Origin of the sequence: Streptomyces soli, from assembly GCF_003999195.1 — a bacterium.
GTDB classification, from domain to species: domain Bacteria; phylum Actinomycetota; class Actinomycetes; order Streptomycetales; family Streptomycetaceae; genus Actinacidiphila; species Actinacidiphila soli.
Map to the genome: position 1 here is coordinate 16,143 of NZ_RJVR01000244.1, position 22,951 is coordinate 39,093.

General features: G+C 69.1%; 23 protein-coding genes and 3 pseudogenes. 20 read left to right on the plus strand and 6 right to left on the minus strand.

Features of this window, described 5'->3' with window-relative positions:
- Positions 1-81 precede the first annotated feature (81 nt).
- The 7 genes from EFK10_RS24550 to EFK10_RS24580 are packed head-to-tail and all read left to right on the plus strand — an operon-like array spanning position 82 to position 6,104.
- Positions 82-840: an SDR family NAD(P)-dependent oxidoreductase gene (locus EFK10_RS24550; RefSeq protein ID WP_127357807.1), complete on the plus strand. Its 759-nt coding sequence runs from the start codon at positions 82-84 to the stop codon at positions 838-840.
- Between the two features lie 41 nt (positions 841-881).
- Complete coding sequence (locus EFK10_RS24555; RefSeq protein WP_127357808.1) at positions 882-1,625, plus strand: FadR/GntR family transcriptional regulator; 744 nt, start codon at positions 882-884, stop codon at positions 1,623-1,625.
- Positions 1,622-2,767 (plus strand): galactonate dehydratase, encoded by a 1,146-nt coding sequence (dgoD, locus tag EFK10_RS24560; RefSeq protein WP_127357810.1) that lies wholly within the window; start codon positions 1,622-1,624, stop codon positions 2,765-2,767. Before EFK10_RS24555 ends, dgoD begins: the two co-directional genes overlap by 4 nt.
- 17 nt (positions 2,768-2,784) lie before the next feature.
- The gene (locus EFK10_RS24565; protein WP_127357811.1) at positions 2,785-3,558 is read left to right on the plus strand and encodes a hypothetical protein; all 774 of its coding nucleotides are present in this window, start codon (positions 2,785-2,787) and stop codon (positions 3,556-3,558) included.
- Between the two features lie 37 nt (positions 3,559-3,595).
- Positions 3,596-4,237 carry a bifunctional 4-hydroxy-2-oxoglutarate aldolase/2-dehydro-3-deoxy-phosphogluconate aldolase gene (locus EFK10_RS24570; protein WP_127357812.1) on the plus strand — a complete coding sequence of 214 codons (642 nt, stop codon included), beginning with the start codon at positions 3,596-3,598 and terminating at the stop codon, positions 4,235-4,237.
- The gene (locus EFK10_RS24575; protein WP_127357814.1) at positions 4,234-5,130 is read left to right on the plus strand and encodes an SMP-30/gluconolactonase/LRE family protein; all 897 of its coding nucleotides are present in this window, start codon (positions 4,234-4,236) and stop codon (positions 5,128-5,130) included. The genes EFK10_RS24570 and EFK10_RS24575 overlap by 4 nt, the downstream gene beginning before the upstream one ends.
- Positions 5,127-6,104, plus strand: a complete 978-nt coding sequence (locus EFK10_RS24580) for a sugar kinase (RefSeq protein WP_127357816.1) — start codon at positions 5,127-5,129, stop codon at positions 6,102-6,104. The genes EFK10_RS24575 and EFK10_RS24580 overlap by 4 nt, the downstream gene beginning before the upstream one ends.
- A 205-nt stretch (positions 6,105-6,309) precedes the next feature.
- Here the strand turns inward: EFK10_RS24580 and EFK10_RS24585 are convergent, their stop codons facing one another.
- On the minus strand, positions 6,310-6,903 hold the full coding sequence (locus EFK10_RS24585) for a TetR/AcrR family transcriptional regulator (protein ID WP_127357818.1): 594 nt from the start codon (positions 6,901-6,903) through the stop codon (positions 6,310-6,312).
- Positions 6,904-7,039: 136 nt separating this feature from the next.
- On the opposite strand from EFK10_RS24585, the gene EFK10_RS24590 reads away from it, so the two are divergent.
- The 6 genes and pseudogenes from EFK10_RS24590 to EFK10_RS24610 all read left to right on the plus strand — a co-directional run bounded on the left by EFK10_RS24590 (position 7,040) and on the right by EFK10_RS24610 (position 10,958).
- Positions 7,040-7,786, plus strand: coding sequence for an SDR family NAD(P)-dependent oxidoreductase (locus tag EFK10_RS24590; RefSeq protein ID WP_127357822.1), 747 nt, complete (start codon positions 7,040-7,042; stop codon positions 7,784-7,786).
- Positions 7,764-8,027 (plus strand): VOC family protein, encoded by a 264-nt coding sequence (locus tag EFK10_RS52260; RefSeq protein WP_164836139.1) that lies wholly within the window; start codon positions 7,764-7,766, stop codon positions 8,025-8,027. Before EFK10_RS24590 ends, EFK10_RS52260 begins: the two co-directional genes overlap by 23 nt.
- Before the next feature lie 90 nt (positions 8,028-8,117).
- Positions 8,118-8,867: an SDR family NAD(P)-dependent oxidoreductase gene (locus tag EFK10_RS24595; protein ID WP_127357824.1), complete on the plus strand. Its 750-nt coding sequence runs from the start codon at positions 8,118-8,120 to the stop codon at positions 8,865-8,867.
- A gap of 210 nt (positions 8,868-9,077) precedes the next feature.
- Positions 9,078-9,485, plus strand: coding sequence for a nuclear transport factor 2 family protein (locus tag EFK10_RS24600; RefSeq protein WP_127357825.1), 408 nt, complete (start codon positions 9,078-9,080; stop codon positions 9,483-9,485).
- Positions 9,485-9,900: pseudogene (locus EFK10_RS24605) on the plus strand (aldehyde dehydrogenase family protein); the annotation flags it as partial. The gene EFK10_RS24600 and the pseudogene EFK10_RS24605, both read left to right, overlap by 1 nt.
- A gap of 404 nt (positions 9,901-10,304) precedes the next feature.
- The gene (locus EFK10_RS24610; protein WP_127357827.1) at positions 10,305-10,958 is read left to right on the plus strand and encodes a TetR/AcrR family transcriptional regulator; all 654 of its coding nucleotides are present in this window, start codon (positions 10,305-10,307) and stop codon (positions 10,956-10,958) included.
- Here the strand turns inward: EFK10_RS24610 and EFK10_RS24615 are convergent.
- From EFK10_RS24615 to EFK10_RS24630, 4 genes and pseudogenes are all read right to left on the minus strand, one after another.
- The gene (locus EFK10_RS24615) at positions 10,909-12,297 is read right to left on the minus strand and encodes an MFS transporter (RefSeq protein WP_127357829.1); all 1,389 of its coding nucleotides are present in this window, start codon (positions 12,295-12,297) and stop codon (positions 10,909-10,911) included. The genes EFK10_RS24610 and EFK10_RS24615 overlap by 50 nt on opposite strands.
- Positions 12,298-12,386: 89 nt before the next feature.
- Positions 12,387-12,734, minus strand: coding sequence for a hypothetical protein (locus EFK10_RS24620; protein ID WP_127357831.1), 348 nt, complete (start codon positions 12,732-12,734; stop codon positions 12,387-12,389).
- 340 nt (positions 12,735-13,074) lie between these two features.
- Positions 13,075-13,275 (minus strand): annotated as a pseudogene (locus EFK10_RS53440) (helix-turn-helix domain-containing protein); the annotation flags it as partial.
- A 325-nt stretch (positions 13,276-13,600) separates the two neighbouring features.
- Positions 13,601-14,983 (minus strand): FAD-binding oxidoreductase, encoded by a 1,383-nt coding sequence (locus EFK10_RS24630; protein WP_127357833.1) that lies wholly within the window; start codon positions 14,981-14,983, stop codon positions 13,601-13,603.
- Between the two features lie 1,187 nt (positions 14,984-16,170).
- Here EFK10_RS24630 and EFK10_RS24635 point away from each other — a divergent pair.
- The 7 genes and pseudogenes from EFK10_RS24635 to EFK10_RS24660 all read left to right on the plus strand — a co-directional run bounded on the left by EFK10_RS24635 (position 16,171) and on the right by EFK10_RS24660 (position 21,526).
- Positions 16,171-17,073, plus strand: coding sequence for an ABC transporter substrate-binding protein (locus tag EFK10_RS24635; protein ID WP_127357835.1), 903 nt, complete (start codon positions 16,171-16,173; stop codon positions 17,071-17,073).
- Between the two features lie 26 nt (positions 17,074-17,099).
- Positions 17,100-17,690 (plus strand): annotated as a pseudogene (locus tag EFK10_RS53445) (amino acid ABC transporter permease); the annotation flags it as partial.
- A 228-nt stretch (positions 17,691-17,918) separates the two neighbouring features.
- The gene (locus EFK10_RS53450; protein WP_240677444.1) at positions 17,919-18,677 is read left to right on the plus strand and encodes an amino acid ABC transporter ATP-binding protein; all 759 of its coding nucleotides are present in this window, start codon (positions 17,919-17,921) and stop codon (positions 18,675-18,677) included.
- Entirely contained in the window at positions 18,674-19,084 is a 411-nt protein-coding gene (locus tag EFK10_RS24645; protein WP_127357839.1) for a RidA family protein, read from the plus strand. The genes EFK10_RS53450 and EFK10_RS24645 overlap by 4 nt, the downstream gene beginning before the upstream one ends.
- Before the next feature lie 2 nt (positions 19,085-19,086).
- Positions 19,087-20,196: an acetamidase/formamidase family protein gene (locus EFK10_RS24650; RefSeq protein ID WP_127357853.1), complete on the plus strand. Its 1,110-nt coding sequence runs from the start codon at positions 19,087-19,089 to the stop codon at positions 20,194-20,196.
- A 103-nt stretch (positions 20,197-20,299) separates the two neighbouring features.
- Complete coding sequence (locus EFK10_RS24655; RefSeq protein WP_127357841.1) at positions 20,300-21,016, plus strand: FadR/GntR family transcriptional regulator; 717 nt, start codon at positions 20,300-20,302, stop codon at positions 21,014-21,016.
- A 99-nt stretch (positions 21,017-21,115) separates the two neighbouring features.
- Positions 21,116-21,526 carry a hypothetical protein gene (locus EFK10_RS24660; protein WP_127357843.1) on the plus strand — a complete coding sequence of 137 codons (411 nt, stop codon included), beginning with the start codon at positions 21,116-21,118 and terminating at the stop codon, positions 21,524-21,526.
- A 370-nt stretch (positions 21,527-21,896) separates the two neighbouring features.
- On the opposite strand, the gene EFK10_RS24665 is transcribed toward EFK10_RS24660, so the two are convergent.
- Positions 21,897-22,637 (minus strand): polyamine aminopropyltransferase, encoded by a 741-nt coding sequence (locus EFK10_RS24665; RefSeq protein ID WP_127357845.1) that lies wholly within the window; start codon positions 22,635-22,637, stop codon positions 21,897-21,899.
- Positions 22,638-22,951: the final 314 nt, after the last annotated feature.

The window sequence follows — 22,951 nt, forward strand, 5'->3', positions numbered from 1 at the left end:
GGCCATGGCGCGCCCAGTCGCTAAAGTCGGCCAGTGGCCCGGAAAACGCACACCACCCGCACACCGAGGAGTTGACGCCCCATGAACGCAGCCGCTCGCTTCACCGACCGCGTAGCCGTGGTCACCGGGGCCGCCTCGGGTATCGGCGCCGCCACCGCCGTACGGCTCGCCGCAGAGGGCGCCGTCGTCGTCCTCGCCGACGTCTCCACAGACAGCGGGGAAGCCGTGGCCGCACGCATATGCGACCAGGGCGGCCGCGCCGCCTTTGTCGCGGCCGACGTGTCGGACCAGGGCGGCTGGGACCGGATCGTCACCGCCGCGCACACCTACGGCCCTGTCGGGGTGCTCGTCAGCAACGCCTACACCTTGGAGGTCAACCCCGCTCACGCGATGACCCGCGCCTCCTGGGACCGGCAGCTCGCGGTCAATCTCACCGGAGGTTTTCTCGGCTTCAAGGCCGTCCTGCCCGATCTTCGCGAACACCGCGGTGCGGTGGTGCTCACCTCATCGGTGCACGCCCACAAAGGCATCCCGGGCCATCCCGCCTACGCGGCCTCCAAGGGCGCGCTGCTCTCGTTGTGCGCACAGCTCGCCGTGGAATACGGCCCCGAAGTCCGCGTCAACGCCGTACTGCCGGGCCCGATCCTCACCGCCGCGTGGGACCGGGTGCCGGAGGAAGACCGGGTGCGCAGCGTCGCCGAGACCGCGGCCCGCCGCTTCGGCACGCCCGAGGAGGTCGCCGCGGCGATCGCTTTCCTCGCGGCGGAGGAAGCCTCCTACATCACCGGATCAAGCCTGCTCGTGGACGGCGGCTGGAGTGTCGTGAAGGCCTCGGCCTGACCGCCGTACACCAATCGACCAGCAGAAAGGCAGTAAGCGACATGACACCATACGCGCGCCGCGGAGTGCACGGGCAGACCGTGGAGACTCTTGCGCGCCGGGTGCTCAGCGGCGAGATTCCCGAGGGGGCGACACTCGACCTCGTCGCGCTGCAGAGCGAGTTGGACGTCAGTCTGACGGCCCTGCGCGAATCGCTGAAGGTGCTCGCAGCCAAGGGCATGGTGGACGCACGGCAGAAGCGCGGCACCTTCGTCAGGGCCCGCTCCGACTGGAACCTCCTGGACGCCGACGTCCTGCGCTGGCAGTTCGCCGAAGGCTCCGGCTCAGGTTCCGGCGTCGATTCCGGTCTGCTGCGCAATCTCGGAGAGGTCCGCGGCATCATCGAACCAGCGGCCGTCCGGCTGGCCGCCCAGCGCCGTACCGACGCCGACCTCGCCGAACTTGAGGCCGCGCTCACCGCGATGGGCGAGCGGGACGGCACAGCCGCCCACGCGGTGGAGGCCGACCTGGCCTTCCACCGCGCCCTACTCGCGGCCTCGCACAACGAACTGCTGGAACGCATGGAAATGGTCATCGAGTCGGGCCTCGCCCACCGCGACCAGATCGTGCACAGCTCCCCGCACGGTGAGGACCCGGTGCCCAGCCACCGGGCGGTTCTCGACGCCGTGCGCGCCGGGGACCAGGACGCCGCGGAACACGCCATGCGCGGCCTGCTCGACCAGGCCGTACGTGACCTCGACAAGGTCCACGGCAGCCCTCATACGAAAGGCCCCCAGGAGCAGTGAAGATCGTTCGCGTTGAAACGTTCCTCGTCCCGCCCCGCTGGCTGTTCTGCCGCATCGAGACCGATGAGGGAGTCATCGGCTGGGGCGAACCGGTGGTCGAGGGGCGTGCCGAGGTGGTGCGCACCGCCGTGGACGTCCTCGCCGAATATCTCGTCGGCCAGGACCCGCTGCGGATCCAGGATCATTGGCAGGTACTCAGCAAGGCCGGCTTCTACCGTGGTGGACCTGTGCTGTCCAGCGCCGTCGCCGGTATCGACCAGGCTCTGTGGGACATCGCCGGCAAGACGTACGGGGCACCTGTGTACGCCCTGCTCGGAGGCCCCGTCCGGGACACCGTCCGCGTCTACGCCTGGGTCGGCGGCGACGAACCCGCCCGGATCGCCGAGGAGGTCTCCGCGCAGGTCGAGGCGGGATTCACCGCAGTGAAGATGAACGCGGCCGGCCGCACCTCGCCCATGACCACCCCCGCGGAGACCGCCGCCGTCGTGGCACGCGTCGCCGCGGCCAGAGATGCCCTCGGCCCCCACCGGGACGTCGCCGTGGACTTTCACGGCCGGTTCACCCCGGCGAGCGCGCGCCGGGTGCTACAGGAACTGGGGCCGCTGCACCCGCTGTTCGCCGAGGAACCCCTGCTGCCCGAGCACGGGCACGCGCTGCCGGGCCTGGTGGCCGCCAGCCCCGTGCCCATCGCGACGGGCGAACGACTCTACGGGCGGTCGGAGTTCATGCCCGCACTCGCGGCCGGCATCGCCGTCGCCCAGCCGGATCTCTCGCACGCGGGCGGCATCTCCGAGGTTCACCGGATCGCCTCGCTCGCCGAAACCTACGGCGCCCAGCTCGCCCCGCACTGCCCGCTCGGCCCTATCGCGCTCGCCGCCAGCCTCCAGATCGCTTTCTGCACACCGAACTTCCTCATCCAGGAGCAGAGCAGAGGCATCCACTACAACAGTGAGGCCGACCTGCTCTCGTACCTCGTCGACACGGAGCCGTTCCGGTTCACCGAGGGGCAGGCTAATCGCGCCGAACTGCCGGGGCTCGGCGTCACCGTGGACGAGAACGCTGTACGCGCCGCCGACCGTTCCGGGCATGCCTGGCGCAACCCTCTGTGGCGGCATGACGACGGATCGTTCGCGGAATGGTGAGCGGGGCGGGGCGCGAGATGAGGACCGTCACCGATCCGGCGCTCGGCGGCCGCTGGACCTCGCTGGCCGCGGGCGGCCGGGAGTGGCTGTGGCACCGAGACGAACCGCGGCGGGCCACGGTGCGGCCGGGTGATGCCTTCGCCGACGCCGGCGGCCTTGAGGAATGCGTGCCCACCATACGTGGGACGCCCGACCACGGCGACGCCTGGTCGCGCCCCTGGCAGCGGGACGGGGACGAGGAGAGCGTCGACTGCCCGGACTTCCGGCTCGCCCGGCGCATCCGTACCGATGCGGAGCGAACGGTGGCCGACTACCGGCTGACCGCCGCGCCCGGCTACCGCTTCCTCTGGGCCGCGCATGCGCTGCTGGACGTCTCCGAACAGGCCACCGTGGAGATGGCGGAGGGCGCCGAACTCCGGCTCTACCCCGACGGCGGATCATACGCGAACCCGGGGGTCTGGCCGCGCGTGAGCGGCGTGCCGCTCGACCGGCTCGGACCGGACGACGGCACCGCGCTGGGAGCGGTGGTCAACACGCCGGAAGTGTCCGTCCACGACGGGGCCGACACGCTGCACATGGCCGTCGAGGCGGAAGGCCAGCCCGTCTCGGTCGCCCTGTGGCGCAACCTCCGCGGCTTCCCCGAGAGCGCGCCGTACCGCTCCATCGGCGTCGAACCGATGCTCGGCCGGGTCTTCGGCCTGGCAGAGGCCGGCGAGGGGGACACCGCGTGCGTCCCAGGGTCCGGCGAGGTGCGCTGGCGGCTCACCGTGACGGCGCGGCGCCACTCCTGACGACACGAGCAACCTAACTGCGACATAAGGAACTTCCGTGGATCTGCTGGGCGCGCTGCGCACCCACCGTCTTGTCGCCATCGTGCGCGGTGACGACGCCGAGGCGGCGCTCACGACCGTACTGACCCTGGCTGAAGAGGGCATCGCGCTGATCGAGGTGTCGCTCTCCGGGCGGGACGCGCTGAAGGTGATTGCCGGGGCCAGAGCCGCCCTCGGCCCCGACGCTCCGCTCGGCGCGGGCACCGTCCTGAACGCCGACGACGCGCGCGCCGCCCACGAGGCGGGCGCGGACTTCATCGTCACCCCGGCGCTGAGCGACGGCATCACCGTGGCCAAGGATCTGGGACTCCCGGTCCTCGCCGGGGTGATGACCCCGACAGACATCCTCGCCGCGCTCCGGCTCGGTGCCGAAGCGCTGAAGATCTTCCCGGCCGAACAGGCGGGCGGCCCGTCGTATCTGCGGGCCCTGCGCGGTCCGTTCCCCGACCTCCCGTTCGTGCCGGTCGGAGGGGTGGACGCCTCGGCCGCACGCGAGTACCTGGCGCAGGGCGCGGCGGCGGTGGGCGTCGGATCCCCGCTCGTCGGCGACGCTGCCGACGGCGGAAGCCAGGACGCGCTGCGGACGCGGGCCCGGGAGTTCCTCGATATCGCAGGCGCCCGGCAGGAGGAGCGGCGATGAACCAATCCGTACACATTCCGCAGCCCGCTCCCTGCTGGTCCGACCGGCTCGAACTCGGCGAGGGCATCCGCTGGGTCGACGGCAGCATCGTGCTCGTCGACATCCTCACCGGCCGGCTGCTGTCCGCCCCGGAAGGCGATGACCGTACCGGACCGCTGGAGGTCCTCGCCGAACTCCCCGTGCCGCTGGGCGCGGTGGCACCGGTCGAGGGCAGGCCCGGCAGCTGGATAGCGGCGGCGGGCACGGGCTTCTGGGTGATCGGCGCGGACGGTACGACCGAGCAGCTGGCGCGCCCCGAGGAGGGGTGTACGAAGGTCTCGATCCGGATGAACGACGCGGCCGCCGACCCGTTCGGCCGGTTCTGGGCGGGCAGCATGTCCTACGACGAGGTGGAGGGCGCGGGAGCCCTGTACCGGATGGACCGCGACGGGACGGTGACCAAGGTGCTCGAGGGCATAACCGTGCCGAACGGCCCGGTCTTCGGGCCGGACGGCACGACGATGTTCCTCGCGGACAGCGTCTGCGGAGTCGTCCGGAAGTACCCGGTCGTCCCGGACACGGGCGAGCTGGGCGAGCGGTCGGTGTTCACCACGCTGGATTCCGGCAGCCCCGATGGGATGGCCGTCGACACGGAAGGCGGACTGTGGACCGCCGTCTGGGGCACGGGCCGTGTCCACCGCTACCTGCCGGACGGCACTTTGGACCGAGTGGTGCGGGTGCCGGCCGAGCAGCCTGCCGGGATCTGTCTCGGCGGCGCCGACGGCCGCACGCTGTACATCACGAGCGCCCGGGTCGGGCTGTCCGCGCCGGGGCCGCTCGACGGCGCGGTCTTCGAGGTCCGGGTGGACGTGCCGGGCCTGCCCACCGCCCCGTACCGTCCGGAGTGGGTATGAGCACGCCGCCGGGTCTCGGGCCCGGACCCGTCGTGTGCGTCGGCGAGACGATGGCGGCCATGGCGCCCGCCCCGCTGGCTCCGCTCGCTGCCGCCGAGTCGCTGACCGTCGATGTCGCGGGCGCCGAGTCCAACGTGGCGATGTACCTGGCCGAGCACGGGATCAGCGCGCGCTGGGTGTCGGCGGTCGGCGACGACCCCTTCGGGCGCAGGGTCGTTGACCGGGTCGCGGCGTCGGGCGTCGATGTGACCGGCGTACGGACCGACCCCACCCGCCCGACCGGCCTGCTGTTCAAGGATCCCGGCCCCGACGGGACCCGGGTCCACTACTACCGGCGGGGCTCGGCTGCCTCGGCGCTCACCCCGAAGGTGCTGCGAGAAGAGGCCGCGCGGAGTGCGGCGGCACTCGTCCATCTCACCGGCATCACCCCGGCCCTCTCGGCGACGTGCCGGGCTCTGGTGGAGGAGGCGCTGGTCCCGGGCCGGCCGTGTCCGGTGAGCTTCGACGTGAACCACCGGCCGGCGCTGTGGACCGAGGAACCGGCCTCGGACGTGCTGCTGCCGCTCGCCGACAGCGCGGACATCACCTTCGTCGGCCTCGACGAGGCGCAGGCGCTGTGGGGCGACGCGCTCACGGACTCCGCGGCGGTACGCGGACTGCTGCCGGGTCCCGGCATGCTGGTGGTCAAGGACGGCTCCCGGGCGGCCACGGCCTTCGTCGGCACGGCGTCGTACACCGTTCCGGCCCTGCAGGTCGGCGTGGTCGAGCCGGTGGGGGCAGGTGACGCGTTCGCCGCGGGGTTCCTGGCGGGACTGTTGCGGTCCTACGACCCGGTGCGGGCGCTACGCCTGGGCCACCTGACGGCCGCGTCCGCCCTGCGGGTCACGTCGGACCACGGCCCCCTGCTCCCGCCGCCCCGGACAGCGGAACTCCTGGCGGCGGACGAGGAGACGTGGGCGGCGAGCAACGTGTGAGCGGGCGGCGGCAGCGCGGCGGGGCTGGCGCCGGTGGTGCGTCTGGCAGAGCGTGCGCGGCTGCCGCAACTGACCGACCAGGCGATCACCCCCTGCCCCGCAACGACCGACAGTTCACCAACCCGCGGCACAAGCCCGTGGAAGCTCACTTCCGACGCCCGTCGCCTGGATCGGGGGTTAGCGATCGCGGTCGACGTGGGCTGGTTCAGTCTGGGATGGCGGCGTCGACTACCGCGGCGGCCATGGTGCGGGCGGCTGTTTCGGCGCTGGGGTTGCGGTCCATCCAGGCGCTGATGCCGGCGCCGTCGTAGAGCAGGACCAGTTGCTGGGCGAGTGACTTCGCGTCCTGGGCGCCTGCCTGCTGGGCGAGGTCGAAGAACAGCTCGTGCAGCCAGGTTCGGTAGTCCTGCGCGGTCTGTTCGACGACTCCGCCGGGTGGGGCGTCGGCGCTCGCGCTGACGAACGCGCAGCCACGGAACCCCGGCTCGGTGAACGACAGACCCTGCACCTCGAACGCGCCGACCAGGCGCTCTTTGGGGGTGTCGTAACGTGCTTCGAGCTCGCGCGCCATGCGCTCGGCTGTGGCGGCGTGCCGTGCCTGGAGGTAGGCCCGGACCAAGCCGTCCTTGCTGCCGAACGCGCTGTACAGCGTTGCCTTCGCGACTCCGGCGCGCTCGATGACTCGGTCGATCCCGACCGACTGCACACCCTCGGCGTAGAACAACTCGTCGGCGGCGGCCAGCAGCCGCGCCCGCGCCGCCGCGCTGCGTTCCCGCGGGGAGAGCACCTTCTCAGACATGACCTCAAGGTAGCAGACAGGTCTGTCTGTCTTCAATTGATCGCGCGATCCCGTTGACATAGCCGGACGAGCCTGCCTACGTTGGTCGTGTTACCAGACAGACCGGTCTGGATGACAATTTCGAAAGGTGCATCCCATGTCTGTGGAGCGCACAAACAACCTGGACCCGCATCCCCTCACCGCCCTGGTCACCGGGGCCACGTCCGGCATCGGCCGGGCGGTCGCCAAGCGGCTGGCCGCCGACGGCATGTCCGTCGTCGTGGTCGGCCGCAACGCCCAGCGCGGTGCCGAGACCGTCAACGAGATCACCACCGCCTGCGGACACGCCCGATTCGTCGCTGCGGACCTCGAGGACCCGGCCGACATCGAACGGCTCGCCGCCGAGGTCGGCGAGATCGATGTCCTGGTCAACAACGCCGGGCAAGCCGTCTGGGCACCGACCGAGGAGATGAAGGTCTCCGACTACGACGCGATGTTCGCCGGCAACGTCCGCGCGCCGTTCTTCCTCGTCGCCGCGTTCGCCCCGGCGATGGCGGCGAAGGGATCGGGCAGCGTGATCAACATGGGCAGCATGGCCGGCAGCCTCGGCCTGGCCACCGGCGCCGCCTACGGCGCGACCAAGGCATCCCTGGCATCAATGACGCAGGCCTGGACAGCCGAGTACAGCGGCCGCGGCGTCCGCTTCAACACCGTTGCCCCCGGCCCCGTCTACACCCGGCCCGAGGCCCGCGCCCTGTTCGACCAGCTCGCCGAGACCACCGCGATGAAGCGCGCCGCCGAGCCCGACGAAATCGCCGAAGTCGTCGCCTTCCTCGCCTCACCAAAGGCAAGCTACGTCACCGGCGCGACCATCGCCGTCGATGGCGGCCGCACCGCCATCTGAATCTCCCCGCGTCGGAGGAAAACACCCGGACGGGGCCACCCCGCGGCTGAGTTTCCTACCCGAGCCGAAGTCGGTGAAGAACCGGCAGCACCTCGACCTCATCAGCCCCACCTTCGAGGCCGAGTCGCAGCGGCTGGTCGCGTTCGGCGCCTCCCGGATCCGCGACGTCAACCAGGGCTCCCCCCGCTGGAAAACGTTCGCCGACCCCCAAGGCAACGAGTTCGACCTCATCGCCGGATGAGAACGGAACTAGGCAGTGCCCGAAGCGGGCGGAACACCCACGGGATCGGCCATCAGAACTCACACGGCTCACACATGAAAGGTCACAGCAATGAACAGGCTGGACGACAAGGTCGCCCTCGTCACCGGCGGCAGCAGCGGTATCGGATTCGCGATCGCGCAGAGGTTCGTGGAGGAAGGTGCCTACGTGTTCATCACCGGGCGGCGCCAGCCCGAACTGGACAAGGCAAAAGACAAGATCGGCAGGAACATCACCTCCGTCCAGGGCGATGCCACCGTCTCCGCCGACCTCGACCGTCTCTTCCAGACCATCGAGAATGAGAAGGGGAAGATCGACGTCGTCGTCGCCAACTCGGGCCTGGTCGATCCGCAGGAGTTCGGCCAGATCACCGAAGACAGCTTCGACCGCACCTTCAACCTCAACGCCCGTGGCACCCTCTTCACCGCCCAGAAAGCACTGCCCCTGATGAACGACGGCGGATCGATCATCCTCGTCGGATCGATCGCCGGCTACACCGGCCTCGACGGGTACACCACCTACAGCGCCACCAAGGCCGCCCTGCGCTCCTACGCCCGCACCTGGACCAAGGAGCTCAAGGACCGCGGCATCCGGGTCAACAACCTCAGCCCGGGCCCGATCGACACCCCGATCATGGACAGCCAAGCAGACTCCCAGGAAGGCGCGGACGCAATCAGGGCAGCCTTCGCATCGGTCATCCCCCTCGGACGCATGGGACGCCCCGAGGAAGTCGCAGCGGCCGCCCTCTTCCTTGCATCCGACGAGAGCAGTTTCTGTGCAGGCATGGACCTGAGCGTCGACGGCGGCATGGCTCAAGTCTGAAGCTGGAGTCTGTCAAACCGGGGGATCTTGACTCCTCCCACGACTTCAATGGGATCGCCCCGGAACGTGCTGCGGCCATGTGTTGCGCCACAGGAGGCGCCTTGGCGAGGCGTCAGCGCGCGCCGAAGGCAAGGCCGATCGCCGCGGCGTCGCTGTTCATCGGATCTGCCGGAGAGAAACATTCCGGCACCACCTGTAGGGAGAACTCTCATGGGACAGAGCGTGGAAGAAAGGAACAAGGAGATCGTCCGGGAGGCGTTCGACACCCTCTTCAACAAGCGTGACTACGCAACCGCCGAGAAGTTCTGGTCCCCGGACTACATCCAACACAGTGCGCACATCGAGCAGGGCCGGGAGGGTCTTTTCAATCTGATCAAGATCCTGCCGGACGAGCTGCGCCACGAGGTCGACTGCATCATGGCCGAAGGCGACATGGTGATGGTCCGCGGACGGTTCTCCGGACACGCTCAACCAGCACCCTGGATCGCCGCAGACTTCGTCCGTATGGAGGATGGGCTGCTCAAGGAGCACTGGGACATCATCGAGGACGAGACATCTCGCGCGAACTCGTTGAGCGGCCTACCGATGTACGGTGACACGTTCCCCGAGGAGCGCTGACCGAACGTGGATCGGTCGGCCGCGTCGTGCTGCGTGCCGCCGCAGAGCACCTCACCCCCGTCGCCCTCGAACTGGGCGGCAAGTCACCGGCGTTCGTCGACCGGGACGCCGACCTGACCGTCGTCGCGGACCGGCTCGCGCGCGGCAAGTTCGTCAACGCCGGACAGATTTGCGTCGCCCCCGCACTACGTCCTCACCGACCCGGAGACCGCCGTTGCGTTGGAGCCCCGCGCTCGCCCGCGCTGTCGAGGCGCTCTTCGGGGCCGAGCCGAAGACCTCCGCCGAGTACGGGCGGATCGTCAACGAGCGGCACTTCGACCGGCTCGCCTCCCTGCTCGCCGCCGGCCGTGTCGTCACCGGCGGCGGCAGCGACCGCGCCACCAAGTACATCGCGCCGACCGTGCTGGCCGACGTCGCCCTCCAGGGCGCGAGCTCGCCGCCCTGGACAGCGCCGCCTACGGCAACCCGGCCGAGCGGCACATCGAGGTACAGCGCACCGCGAAGGACGCCGCTGGTGAGCTGATGCCCTACGGCCTGGCGACGTTCGTCGCCGAACGCGGCATGTGGCCCGTCCGAGGGACTTACACCGGGGACTGGAGCCGTCGGCCGGGAGACTCTGCGGTCGACGACTGGGATGCCCGGTCAGATCAGAGGGTCTTCGCTGACTGTTCGACGAGGGGCCGGCCGGTTCGCGTGATCCTTCGGCCGCCGCGCTGTCCGGGCCGAGATCAGGCGTGCGTGCGTGCGCCGGCACCGCCTTCCTGTACGGTGCGATCACTGGTGTGGCGCAGAGTTGGAAGGGCTGCGGTGGGCGTAGCGATGGAAGCATCGGTCAGCAATGGGCCCCCGGCGGATGGCGCGAGCAGTGCGCCGGAGACGCGTGCGCCCCGCGGCCGTCCGCGCAGCGAACGTGCCCGCACTGCCGTGCTCGAAGCGGCGGCGGACCTGCTGATCGCCGGTGGGATCGACGCTGTGACCATGGAGGCCATCGCGGCCCGTGCGCAAGTCAGCAAGGCAACCGTTTACAAGTGGTGGCCGTCACGCGCCCACGTGATGCTGGAGAGTTTCTTCAGCCGCACCAGGAATACCACTGACGTCCCGCTGAATGCCTCCCTGGCCGAGGCGCTCACCTACCAGGTCGGGGCTCTCGCCCGGCTGTTCCGGGACACTGCGACGGGGCCGCTGATGGCCGACCTGATCGCCGCGGGGCAGGCAGACCCCGACATCAGGGCGGCACTCGACGAACAGTGGCTGCGGCCACGCCGGCAGATCGCGGCGCGTCTGCTGCGCGAGGCTGTGGAACGCGGCGAGCTGGACCACGGCATCGAGGTCGCCGCCGCCGTCGACCAGCTCTTCGCACCCGTCTACCACCGCCTGCTGCTCGGTCACGAGCCGCTGCACGACGAGCTGGCGGCGACACTCGTCAGGCAGCTGCTGGCCGGATTGCGGAGCCGGCATCAGGGGCCAGCCTGAAAGCCTGCACCCCGGACAGGCAGGTGAGCACGGCGATCCCCAACCATGCCACCCGGTAGGCTCCCGGTCCTTCCCCGCCGTCGCCGGGCAGCACGGCGGCGCCCCGCAGGATCAACGCGCCGACCGCGACTCCCAGGCCCGCGGCCAGCTGCTGCGCGGTGGCCGAAAGCGTATTGGCCCCGGAAAGGACGTCGGGGCCAACATCGGCGAACTGAAGGGTGTTGTAGGCCGTGAAGCCCGTGGACCGAAACACACCGCTGGCCAGCAGCACCACCGAAGTGATCCACAGCGGCGTCTCAGCGGTCAGCGCCGCGCAGGCGGCGAACGTCGCGGCGAGCCCGACCGTGCTGACAACGATCACTGGCCGGAATCCGAACTTCCGCATGATCGGGGTCGTCGCGGGCTTGATCCCGATATTGCCCACGAACACGGCGATGACCACCAGTCCTGCCCGCAATGGCCCCCATCCGAAGACAACCTGAAACATCAAGGGGAGCAGGAACGGTGCGGCACTGACCACCGTCCGGAAAAGGGAACCGCTGAGCGTGGCGGCATTGTAGGTGCGTATGCGCAGCGTCCTCAGGTCGAGCAATGGGTTTTTTGTGCGCAGCATATGGACGGCGGACACGGTCAACATCACGGCGGCCAGTGCGAGGACTGCCAGCGGCGAGACGACATCGTCGCCGCCGAGTTGCTCCATGCCCAGCAACACGGCCGCGAGCCCCACCCCGGTCAGCAGGAATCCCGCCCAGTCGAGCCGCACCCGCCCGACCGGGGCCGGCGTACGGCCCACCATGCGCAGCGCGGCATACAGGCACACGGCACCCAGCGGCAGGTTGACCAGGAAGATCCAGCGCCAGGAGGCGTAGGTCACGAACAGCCCGCCCAGCGCCGGCGCCACGACCGGAGCGAGCAGCGCCGGCCAGGTCAGGTAGGCGATGGCGGTGACCAGATCACGGCGGTCGGTGGTCCGCAGCACCACCAGCCGTCCCACCGGCACCATCATCGCCCCGCCGATGCCCTGCAGGATCCTCATGGCGGTGAGCATCGGCAGGCTGCCGCTGATGGCGCACAGCCCGGAGGCAACGGTGAAGACCGCGATCGCCGCACCGAACACCCGCCTGGGGCCGAAACGTTCGGTCAGCCAACCACTGGCGGGGATGCAGACGGCGAGCGTGACCAGATAAGCGGTCATCACCACGTTGATGTCCACCGCGGCGGTATTGAAGGACTCGGCCATACGCGGAGCGGCGGTCGAGATGATGGTGCCGTCCAGGTTCTCCATGAAGAACGTACCGGCCACGAGCAGGGCGAGCCCGCTCCCCTCCCAGCGCTTCATGCCGTTCCGCCCTTGTTTCGCAGTGCCGTCCACTCGACGCTGCCTGTACCGGCGGGCCACGCGTCGCTCTGCCCCCGGCAGTGCGCCGCTCACGCGGCGATCTCTCGGCCGGCCGCGGCCTCTGCACGCACCTGGCTCAGAGTGGAGACCGCCCACACGCACACCCCGATGAGCGCGAGGGCGGCGCCGACCAGCGACACGCCCGTCCAGCCGTACCTGTCGTTCACGACCCCGGACACCGCGGTGGCTACGGCGCCGCCGAGGAAGATCGAAGTCACCCAGCGGCAGCAGGACAACCAGGCCAAGGGCGTATCCGAGTTGCGTGAGGGTGAAACCACCAGCGTGGTGCTGCCCTGGCTGACACCGAAACCCGACCCGATGGGAGCGAGCAACGGCTGCGAGTAGTAGATGTTGGCGACCGCCAGGCCGGTGCCCACAGCGAGGACCAGGATCACCTTCCGCAGCCGCGCTGGCGAAAGGACGGCTTCGGTTTCCGCTGCGGTCGGCGCCGCCGGCGCCTCTGCGACACCTCCTGGCGGCCGTCCCCCGGACACCCTCCGAGTCCCCTGGGTCTCTCTCAATTGACTCCGCCCTCACCCTGCCATTCTGTACGTTCCGTTTAGTTTATAGCGGGGAGCCGGTATGCGGACACTTTGTCCCAAGAGGCGGACATCGCGTCCGCCACGCCGGTCCGCAAGGGCCGGAACGTGAGCGACAGGCCCACGGGGCACCGGTCTCCGGATAGGAAAGCAGCGACTGCCCGGTCCACTCACGGCGCAGTTTGCGTGAACTCGCGGAGGTCCGAGGGTCCAGGCCGGCCAGGCCGATCTCGTTGAACCGATGGATCACGTCACGGACCGTGTCCTCGTCTGCCTGCACCAGCTGGGCGATCACCGGCACTCGGTTCCCGCCAGCGGAGGCCAGCAGCATCATTGCGCGCCGATAGCGCAACGAGTTGGTACTGCCCCGGCGCACGATCTACTGCAGCCGCTGCCCCTCCTGGTCGGTCAGTCTGCGCACGCGAACGGGCTCTGCCACCGCACCCCCACCTTTCCGGATCGAACGTGTCACCACATCCAACCGGGTCACCGGTCCCGGCCGCGACCAGCAACCCGGTGAACCATCCCGGTCAAAGCAGACGCGCCGCCGTTCTCCGCGGTCACGTACATCCCGTTGGCGTGGGCGCGCAGCGCGATGGCGGTGGACGCCGGCTGGCCGGCGCTTCGGCTCCTGCACTCCCAATCTCGCCTGCCGCCTGCCCCTCCATGCGCAGAGGGGCAGGCCTTGGCGTCGCAGTGCGTGTTCAGTCGCGGATCGGCGAGATGTCGCCGGCGAAGAGGCCTTCCGGGTCGACTTGCTTACGGATGCGCTCGACGGCCGCGAGCGTCTCGTCGTCGTAGGTCCTCTGCTGGGGCAGGTCGTGCCTCTCGACCCAGGTCGGCACGGTCAGTCCTGTCCGGTAGCTCAGCGTCGCGTCTCGGATGTACTCAAGGTCGACGGGCGTGGTGTGCTCGAAGGGCCCCGTCATGAGGCCGCCGCTCCAGTACAGGTAGGCAGCGTCGATGTGATCGAGCACGCCGCCGTTTTGGGACGGTGTGGCGAAGGCGCCGCCAAGCTGTCGGAGTTCGACCGACAGGAGCGTTGTTCCAGAGCCGGCGCCGGCCGCGCGCAAGAACGTGCGCCAGCCCTCGTCGTCGAACTCGCGCAGCAGTGCGGTGTCGCTTCTGAGCGGGATGGGTTCCTGTGGGTCCATGTGCGTGAGGGGAAGCTCACGCGGCTTCGCGACTGCCCAGGTGTCAATGAGCGGAGTGGCAACCGCGCGCAGGGGTGCGAGGAGCCCGTCGGCGATCTCCTGTGCAGCCCTGAGGTCGGCGGTGGTGGACGCGATGACGGCACCGTCCAAAGCCAGGACCTGCTTGTCCGTGATCTCGGGAGGAACCCCGTCAACGGGTGGGAGGTTGAGTAGCCGTAGGGATGTCGTGACGGCGTCCGGGGCTGTTGCGGCCCAGCGCTGCCACCGTGGCGCGATCTCCATCGCGTGGGCGGCGTCCCACATGATCGCCCCTGTGATGATCTCCGCGATGGGCACGAGGTCGATCTCGGCCTCGACGACGATCCCGAATCCTCCGCCTCCCCCTCGCAGAGCCCAGAAGAGCTCCGCATGCTCCGAGGAGCTGGCGGTCACGATCTGGCCGTCGGCGAGCACCACGGTCAGGGAGCGCACGAAGTTCGACGAGACGCCGAAGCGACGGCCGTAGAAACTCACTCCTCCGCCGAGCAGGAACCCGATCACTCCGACGGTCGGCGAGGAGCCGTGCAGTGCGGCCAACCCGTGCGGCGCCGCCTCGTTCACGACGTCCTGCCACCGCTTGCCCGCCGGCACCCGCGCGGTACATGCGTCGACATCGACCTGAACGGGAGCTTCGATCTCAGGCCGGAGCAGGAGGGACCCCGACACCGGGGCGCCTCGACCCATCGCATGTCCCGTCGTGGTGACCTGGATCGGAAGACGCGCCGAACACGCGACGCCGACAGCGCGCACGACAGCGGCGACCGACCGTGCCACGAACGCGCCCACCGGATCGACCGTCACTGCCAGCTGGTAGGCCACTGTGGCCCGGACATACTCGGGCTCACCGGGCCGAGCAAATGGCGCGAGATCCGCAGTGTCGGCGATTGACGTCATTTCTCTCCACGAAAAAGACAGGCCGGATATGGAAGCGATGATGCCACCACTCCGGACGCTCACAATTAGCGTTTGCCGAGGCTCGCAATGGCGAGTCGCAGTTCCGATCTTCAAGGCCCTGCGCGGTAGCCAGTTCTGCACAACTGGCTATGTAGAAGCCGAGGCAAGTTGAACGGATACTGGACGCATGCGTAAGCTTTCTGAACGAATAGTCGAGGTGGGTGGATTGGCATCTCGGTAGGTGTGGCGCTGTCTCGCGTGCCGGCCACCGCGAAGCGGGGTGGTGGTGCTGACCATGCCGGGGTGTACTCCTGCTCTCGCCCATCCAGGCTAACCCGACCAAGCGGGTGTCTCAGCCGAGACTGTCAGAGCGGGCTCGGCCGGCGTGAAAGCGCTGGGCGAGACCGGTGCCCGGGGCCTGACCGCTTGGTGGCCTATGTGCGGTGCCGCACGTGCTGTCGGACTCAGGCTGCGGCAGCGGTTCATCAAACTCCGATGACCCCGGGCCAACGCCAAGATCGAACGGTTCGCACAGATCGCCTGCTCGGCCTTGTGATGCGTGTCAGCCGTTTGTTTACTGTTGATTGAAGTGCCCTGGTGTTTCAGCACTGCGGAATCTGTATTCTTTTACGCTGCTTCCCACTGTTTCAGGTACACGATACGGATCTCGCGTGGACGGCGATACCCGTTTACTGTGAGAAAATTCCCCTAATTGGAGAACAACACGATGTACCGCGCAATGTCGTTCATCGCCCTGTCCCGCGTGAAAATTCCGGTTCGGGCTGTTGACCAGGTCGTTTGTATGGGTGCGGTCAGGCTGCTTGCTGGTACTCGTTGATGAGGCCGAGTAGTTGGGTGCGGCGGATGCGGCCTCCCAGTGGGATGACGGGTGCTGTCTGGCCGGTCTCCGAAGCGGTGGCCCATCCGGTCGCCGCCTGCCGGGCGGAGATCGCGCTGCGCTGGGAGCACGGCGCGGACTACCGCAACACCGGCTACGTATTGCGGCGATCCGGTTTCGCCTGCATGTCCAGGACCTCCGTGGCGACCCCCGTTTGTTGCATCCCTGTAAGAGCGGGTTAACGTTTGCGTTCGGCTACTGACGGATGCGCGGGGCGTTCATAGGGTCTGCATTGGTTGGACCATCCGTCCATCGATCTCCTGCACCAGTGACCGAGAGGAACGGCCCCATGCGCCACCTTCTGCCGGTAGCAGCGGCGTCCGCCGCTTCACTTGCCGTTCTCACGGCCTGCGGCTCCAGCTCGGGCTCCAGCACGGCAACAAACGCCGCAGCAACCGCAGCCCCGGTGTCGGCCGCCTGCAAGCAGCTGCAGACCACGTACCCGACGCTCAAGGGCAAGTCGTTCACGAACGCGATCAACCCGCACACGCCGGGATACGAGGCGCTCGATCCCAACGATCCGAGCAAGTACGTCGGATTCGACATCGATCTCGGCACCGCTCTCGGCGACTGTCTGGGCTTCAAGCTGAACTACAAGGCAGTGGCCTTCCCGGCGCTGCTGACCACGCTGCAGAGCGGCCAGGCCGACCTCGTCATCTCCGACATCTACGCCACCTCCGAGCGTGCCAAGGCGGCGGACTTCGTCACCTACTCCAAGGTCTTCGACGGGGTGCTGGTGCGCAAGGGCAACCCGAAGAAGCTCACGGGCATCAACACCTCCCTGTGCGGGTCCACCGCCGCGCTCAACACCGGCTTCGTCGAGGTGCCGCTCGTCCAGAACCTCGCCAGTGCGTGCAAGGCCGCCGGCCGTCCCGCTCCGCAGGTGCAGCTGTACGACAACAACGCCCAGTGCATCCAGGTGATCCTCGCCGGCCGGGCGGACACCTACATCAATGACGTCAACACCGTGGACCAGGCGGTCAAAGCGAACCCGAATAGCCTGGGCAAGGCGACCGCCGTGACGCTGCCCTACTCCATCGGCATCGCCGTGCCGAAGGGCAAGACCCAGTTCCGCGACGCCATCAAGGCCGCGGTCACCGAGGTCCAGAAGAACGGCACGGAGACGAAGCTGCTCAAGAAGTGGTCGCTTCAGACGGGCACTCTGGAGGCACCGAAGCTGGTGACCGGCTGATGTCCGGCTTCCTTCACTACCTGGAGATGCCGTATCTGCTGCAGGGCATCCTCATCACCCTGCAGCTGACGGCGCTGGGGCTGCTCGGCGGTCTGGTGCTGGGCTTCGCGCTGGCGAGCATGCAGCTGTCCAGGCACAAGGCGCTGTCCGGGGTGGCGCGCGGGTACACGATCATCTTCCGGGGCACCCCGCTGATCCTGCAGCTGGTCTTCGCCTACGACGCCCTGCCGCACGCCGGTCTGATGCTCAGTCCGATGATGGCGGCCGGGCTCGCGCTCGCGGCCAACGAGGCCACCTTCATCGCGGAAGTCTTCCGGTCCGGCGTGCTCGGGGTGGACAAGGGCCAGGTGACCGCCGGCCAGGCGCTCGGCATGACGCCGGTCGTGATCATGCGGCGCGTCGTCGCTCCGCAGGCGATACGTCTCATGGTCCCGGCTCTCGGCAACGAAGCCGTGACGACGCTCAAGAACTCCTCGCTCGCGTCCTTCATCGCCGTCCAGGAACTGACCCTACGCAGCACCCAGCTCGCCTCGTCCACCTTCGACTTCTTCTCGATCTTCTGCGCGTCCGGGGTCATGTATCTCGCCCTCACCGGAGCCATCAGCGCCATACAGCTGGCGGCCGAGCGCGCGCTGGACCTGGACCGTCCCGCGTCCCGGTCGTGGGCGGCCCGGCTGCTGCCGATCCGCCGGCCGGTCACGCCGACTGTGGCGAAGGACGCCGGTGCCGCGGCGCCCGCCGAGGCCGAGGAACTGTGGCTGCCGCCGACCCCGCCCGAGCCGTGGGAACGGCAAGCCCGCGCCGCGGCGCTCGACGGCGCTGCGGCGGCCGTAGAGGTCCGCGACCTGCACAAGCGGTACGGGGAGCACGTCGTACTCGACGGGCTGGACATGACCGTACGGACCGGCGAGGTCGTCGCCCTGCTCGGCCCCAGCGGGTCCGGCAAGAGCACGCTGCTGCGTGGCATCAACCACCTGGAGGACGTGGAGTCGGGGGCGGTCCTGATCGCGGGCCGCCGTATCGGCTACACCGGCGACGGCAGGCCGCTCTCCCCCGCGAAGGTCGCCGGGGCCCGCGCGGAGGCCGGGGTCGGCATGGTCTTCCAGCACTTCAATCTCTTCAGCCACCTCACCGCCCGTGAGAACGTGGCGGGACCGCTGCGGTGGGTACACGGGATGCTTGCCGCGGAGGCGGCACGCAGGGCGGACGAGCTGCTGGAGCGGGTCGGTCTGGCCCATCGGGCGGACGCCCTGCCGCGGCACCTGTCGGGCGGTCAGCAGCAGCGCGTGGCCATCGCCCGGGCGCTCGCGCCCAACCCCCGGGTGCTGCTGCTCGACGAGCCGACGTCGGCCCTCGACCCGGAACTCATCCACGAAGTGCTCGAAGTGATCCGCGGGCTCGCCCGCGAGGACGGGCTGACCATGCTCATCGCCACCCATCAGCTGCGCTTCGCCCAGGAGGTCGCCGACCGGGTCGTGTTCATGAGCAACGGGTCCGTCACCGAGGAGGGGCCCGCCGAGGAGATCCTCACCCGTCCCAAGCACCCGGCCACCGCCCGGTTCCTGCGGATCATGGGCGCGGAAAGCGTTGGAGAGGTCGCATGACAGAGAAAGAGACCTTCGTCTTCTCGGCCGAGGACGGGGTGCCGCCGCAGGTGGGCCCGTTCGCGCACGCGACCCGCTTCGGATCGCTGGTCTTCGTCACCGGGCAGATGCCCACCGACCCGGCGACAGGCCGGTTGGTGGAGGGCGGAGTGGTCGCCCAGGCGGAGCAGGTGCGCCGCAATCTGGTGGCGGTACTCCGGCAGTTCGCCCTCACGCTCGACGACGTGCTGATGGTCCGGGTCTACCTGACCGACTTCGATGACTTCGGCGTCTTCAACAAGGCCTACGAAACCTGGTTCGGCGGCCCCCTGCCGAGCCGCACATGCGTCGGCGTCACCGGGCTGGCCGTGGGCGCCGACATCGAGATTGACCTGATTGCCGGAATACCGGAGAGGAACGAGTCGTGAGCATGCCCCTCCTTCAGCCCCACGAGGGACCCATCCCTGGCCGGCACTACCTGGCGTCGACCGTCGAAACGGTCACCTGGGGATGGCTGCCCACCGAGGGCGCCACACAGATCGCCGAGATGGGCTCCGGGGAGACGATCACCGTGGACACCGTCTCCCACGAGGGCATCGTGGAGGACCACGGCAGGGATCCCCGGACCTTCTTCGGACAGTTCGGGGTCGGCCCCGACGACGTGTTGCGCGACGCCGTCGACATTGCGGCCGATTTCCCCGTCCGCGACGCAGGTGCCGACGGTCCTCATGTCGTCACCGGGCCGATCGCGGTCAGCGGGGCCAGGCCCGGCGACATACTGAAGATCGACTTCCTGGAGCTCGTGCCGCGAGCGCCGTACGGCATCATCTCGAGCAGACACGGTTACGGCGCCCTGGCCGGCGAGCTCCCGCCGCTGCCGTACGCCGGCTTCGAGCCCGATCCCAGCGACCCGGAGAAGGCCGGCCACGTCTCCAAGTTCTGCCGGGCCTCGGCGGACTTCACGGGGAGCCTGGCGGTGCCGGGCGGCCGGGAGCTGCGCTTTCCCCTCGCGCCGTTCCTCGGGCTCATCGGGGTGACGCCCAGTGGTGCCACTGCGCTCAACTCCGTGCCGCCCGGGCCGTTCGGCGGCAACATGGACGTCAAGGACCTCGTCGCGGGCACCAGCCTGTACCTGCCGGTGCAGGTGGACGGCGCCGGGCTGTTCATGGGAGACCCGCACTACGCCCAAGGGCACGGCGAGGTGGCTCTCACCGCGCTGGAGGCCCCGCTGCGCGCGACCCTGCGTGCGACGGTGCTGCCGGCGGAAGAAAGCCGCGCTCTGCTGGGGCGGCTGCAGCGGCCCTTCGGCGAGACCTCGGAGCACTGGCTCGCGCTCGGCCTGCACCGCGACCTCAACGAGGCGTTCCGCGAGGCGGTCCGCGAGGCCCTGCGCGTACTTGCCGATCTGTACCAGGTGCCGGCGGACGACGGCTACGCCTATCTCAGTGCCGCCGCGGACTTCGTGGTGACCCAGGTGGTGGACGACGTCAAGGGCGTCCACTGCCTCATCCGTAAGAGCGACTTCGCCGCGTGGACATGATCGGAAAAGACTCTCGGTGCCCGCCCCGGCCCGGGGTGAAGCCCGGACCCGCGGTGAACGGGCCCTGTACGCTGACTGCACAGTGGCCAAGGAGGTAAAGGACATGGGAGTGGCGAAGGTGCCGCCGCTGCGCACCCGTGTCCGCAGCGTAAGCGACGCGCTCGTCGCCCACCTGGAGCAGATGATCGCGCTGGGCGAACTCGCCCCGGGTGACAGGTTGCCGCCGGAGCGCGAACTGGCCGAGTCGCTGTCGGTGTCGCGGACCTCGCTCCGGGAGGCCCTGCACAAGCTGGAGGACAAGCACCTCATCGAGCGACGGCAGGGCAAGGGCACCGTGGTGCTGGCGCCGCCCACGCAGGTCAATGATCTCTACGCCAGGCTGGCCGAGTTGGGCGAGGCCGACCGGGAGCTGGCGAATGTGGCCGAGCTGCGGACGGTCATCGAGCCGAAGATCGCCGAGTTCGCGGCACTGCGCGCCACCAGCGCGGATCTACTGCAGTTGGACGACATCCTGCACGCCACGGACGAGAACCTGCTGGGCGCCAAGTCGCTGGAGCTGGACATCCAGTTCCATCTGACCCTGGCCCGGGCGAGCCACAATCCGCTGCTCACCGCGTTGAGCACGATGGTCAGTTCATGGACCACCCCGGTACGCAAGGACTCCCACAGCACGCGGGAGGGACGTCGGTCGTCCCTGGCCGGCCACCGGGCGATCCGTGACGCGCTTCAGGCCCGTGATCCGGCGGCAGCGGCCGAGGCCATGACCATGCATCTCGCCGATGTCGACCAGTTGATCCGGCGCACGCGCCACCAGGCCTGACCTTCTCAGATCTCCCCTTAAAGGGAGGCCAGTAGGTGAAGCCCTTGCCCCAGCCGTGATGCTCACCGGTGCCGTGCTCACCGGCATGTTCGTCACCGGTTGCGCCCACGGCACCCCGGCCGGCAAGCCCTCTGCCGTGCCGTCGCAGGTGGCGAGCACGGCGGAAACGGCGTCCGCGGCTGCCCCACGAGTACGTCGCTGCCGCTGCCCAAGGAGTTCCCGGCGACCCTGCCGGTCCCCGAACGCGCCACCGTCACGTCCGTGGAGCACAGCTCGGGCAATCGCTTGGTCGTCAACACGGTGGTGCACGGCGGTTTCCGGGCCGCCCTGTCCTTCATGCAGCAGCGGCTACCCAAGGCCGGGTACACGCCCGCGGAGGGCGAGGTGGAGACGTACGACGCCGAGTCGAACTTCTCCTCCGCGACCGTCGCGGGGCGCTGGACGCTGCGTGCGGTGCCCGGGTGTCCCGACGCGGTGTATCTGACCTACCTGACGTCTCGGAAATCCTGACGTCACGTCACGTCACGTCACGTCAAACGCTACGGCCGGCCCTCCCGATCCCTGGGTGGGCCGGCCGTCGGCGCGTGACGTACGTCGCTCCGCCGCGGCGGGCATAAGCCGGTCACCGCGGTGGCCTTCTCGGCCCGGACCGCGGACTGGATCGGCTTCGATGTCTGGACCGCGGCGGCGGTCACGGGCGCCGCCGGGGTTCGCCGACCTGGTCGCCCACGAGGTGGGCACCGAGCGTGTGGTCCACTCCCTTGAAGTGCGGCACACCGACGGCGCCTGCCGACGCCGCTGCGGTGGCGAGCCGCGACGTGCTGGGGATGGCGGAACACGAACTCGGCCAACGGGCAGCAATCCCGCGCACTGCGCAGCGTCACAAGTGCCTGAGGTCAGTGCTCGCTCCCTTCCTCGCCACATAGACGGTGTTGGCCGCGGTTCCCCCCTGCAGCGGATTGTCGAAGTCGACGACGTGGGCTTCCGATTCCACGAAGACCTCCGCGAGCACGGAGTTGAACTGATCGTCCGGTGCATCGTTCGACCACAGAGCGAAGACACCGTCAGGATGGAGACGTTCGGCAAGAACGCGCAGCCCGGCAGGCTGGTAGAGCGCCGTGTGACGGGGGTCCAGCACATGGCGCGGCGAATGGTCGACATCCAGCAGGATGGCGTGGAAACGACGGTCCGGTGTCTGGGGATCCAGACCACAAGAATCGCCGACCATCGCGAAGAAATCGCCTTGGACCAGTCGGCAGCGAGAGTCCGACGCCATCCGAGCACCCAGCGGTACCAACCCACGCTCATGCCACTCGATCACTTCGCCAAGCGCCTCGACCACGACCAGCGAGCGCACACGCGGGTCGTCCAACGCCGCCTGAGCGGTGTAACCGAGACCGAGACCGCCCACGGCGACGTCCAGTTCGTCGCTCGGAAGTTCCGCCAGGCCGAGACGGGTGAGCGCGATCTCTCCCGCCGTGAAGAGGCTGGACATCAAGAACTCGTCACCGAGCTTCACCTCGTACACATCGTCGCCCGACGCCGGGTCCCGTCGACGCCGCAGACTGATGTCGCCCATCGATGTCGGGCGCCAGTCGATCTCCTCGAAACGCGCGCTCATCCGTTCACCCTTCTGCGTCACCGGTGCCGACGAGTGGTGCGTCTGGGCGCTCCCTGGTCGAGGTGATGGTCCTCGTGTCGCCACCTTCGACTGGCACTTCATCCAGCTGGGCATGCTGAAGCGTATGCCGCTCGGCGAAACCGCGCTCGTGATCGTCGCCGTCGCCTGTGTGGTGGCCTCCCACGACCTGGCCATCGGCGCCGTCGTGGCTGCATTGTCGTCGTAGTGATCCTCGCCAGGCTTGCCGCTTACGTCGCCAACGTCTCTGGAGGGCGGCCTACCGCTCGGACCGGGGGGTGGAGACCATGCCCTGG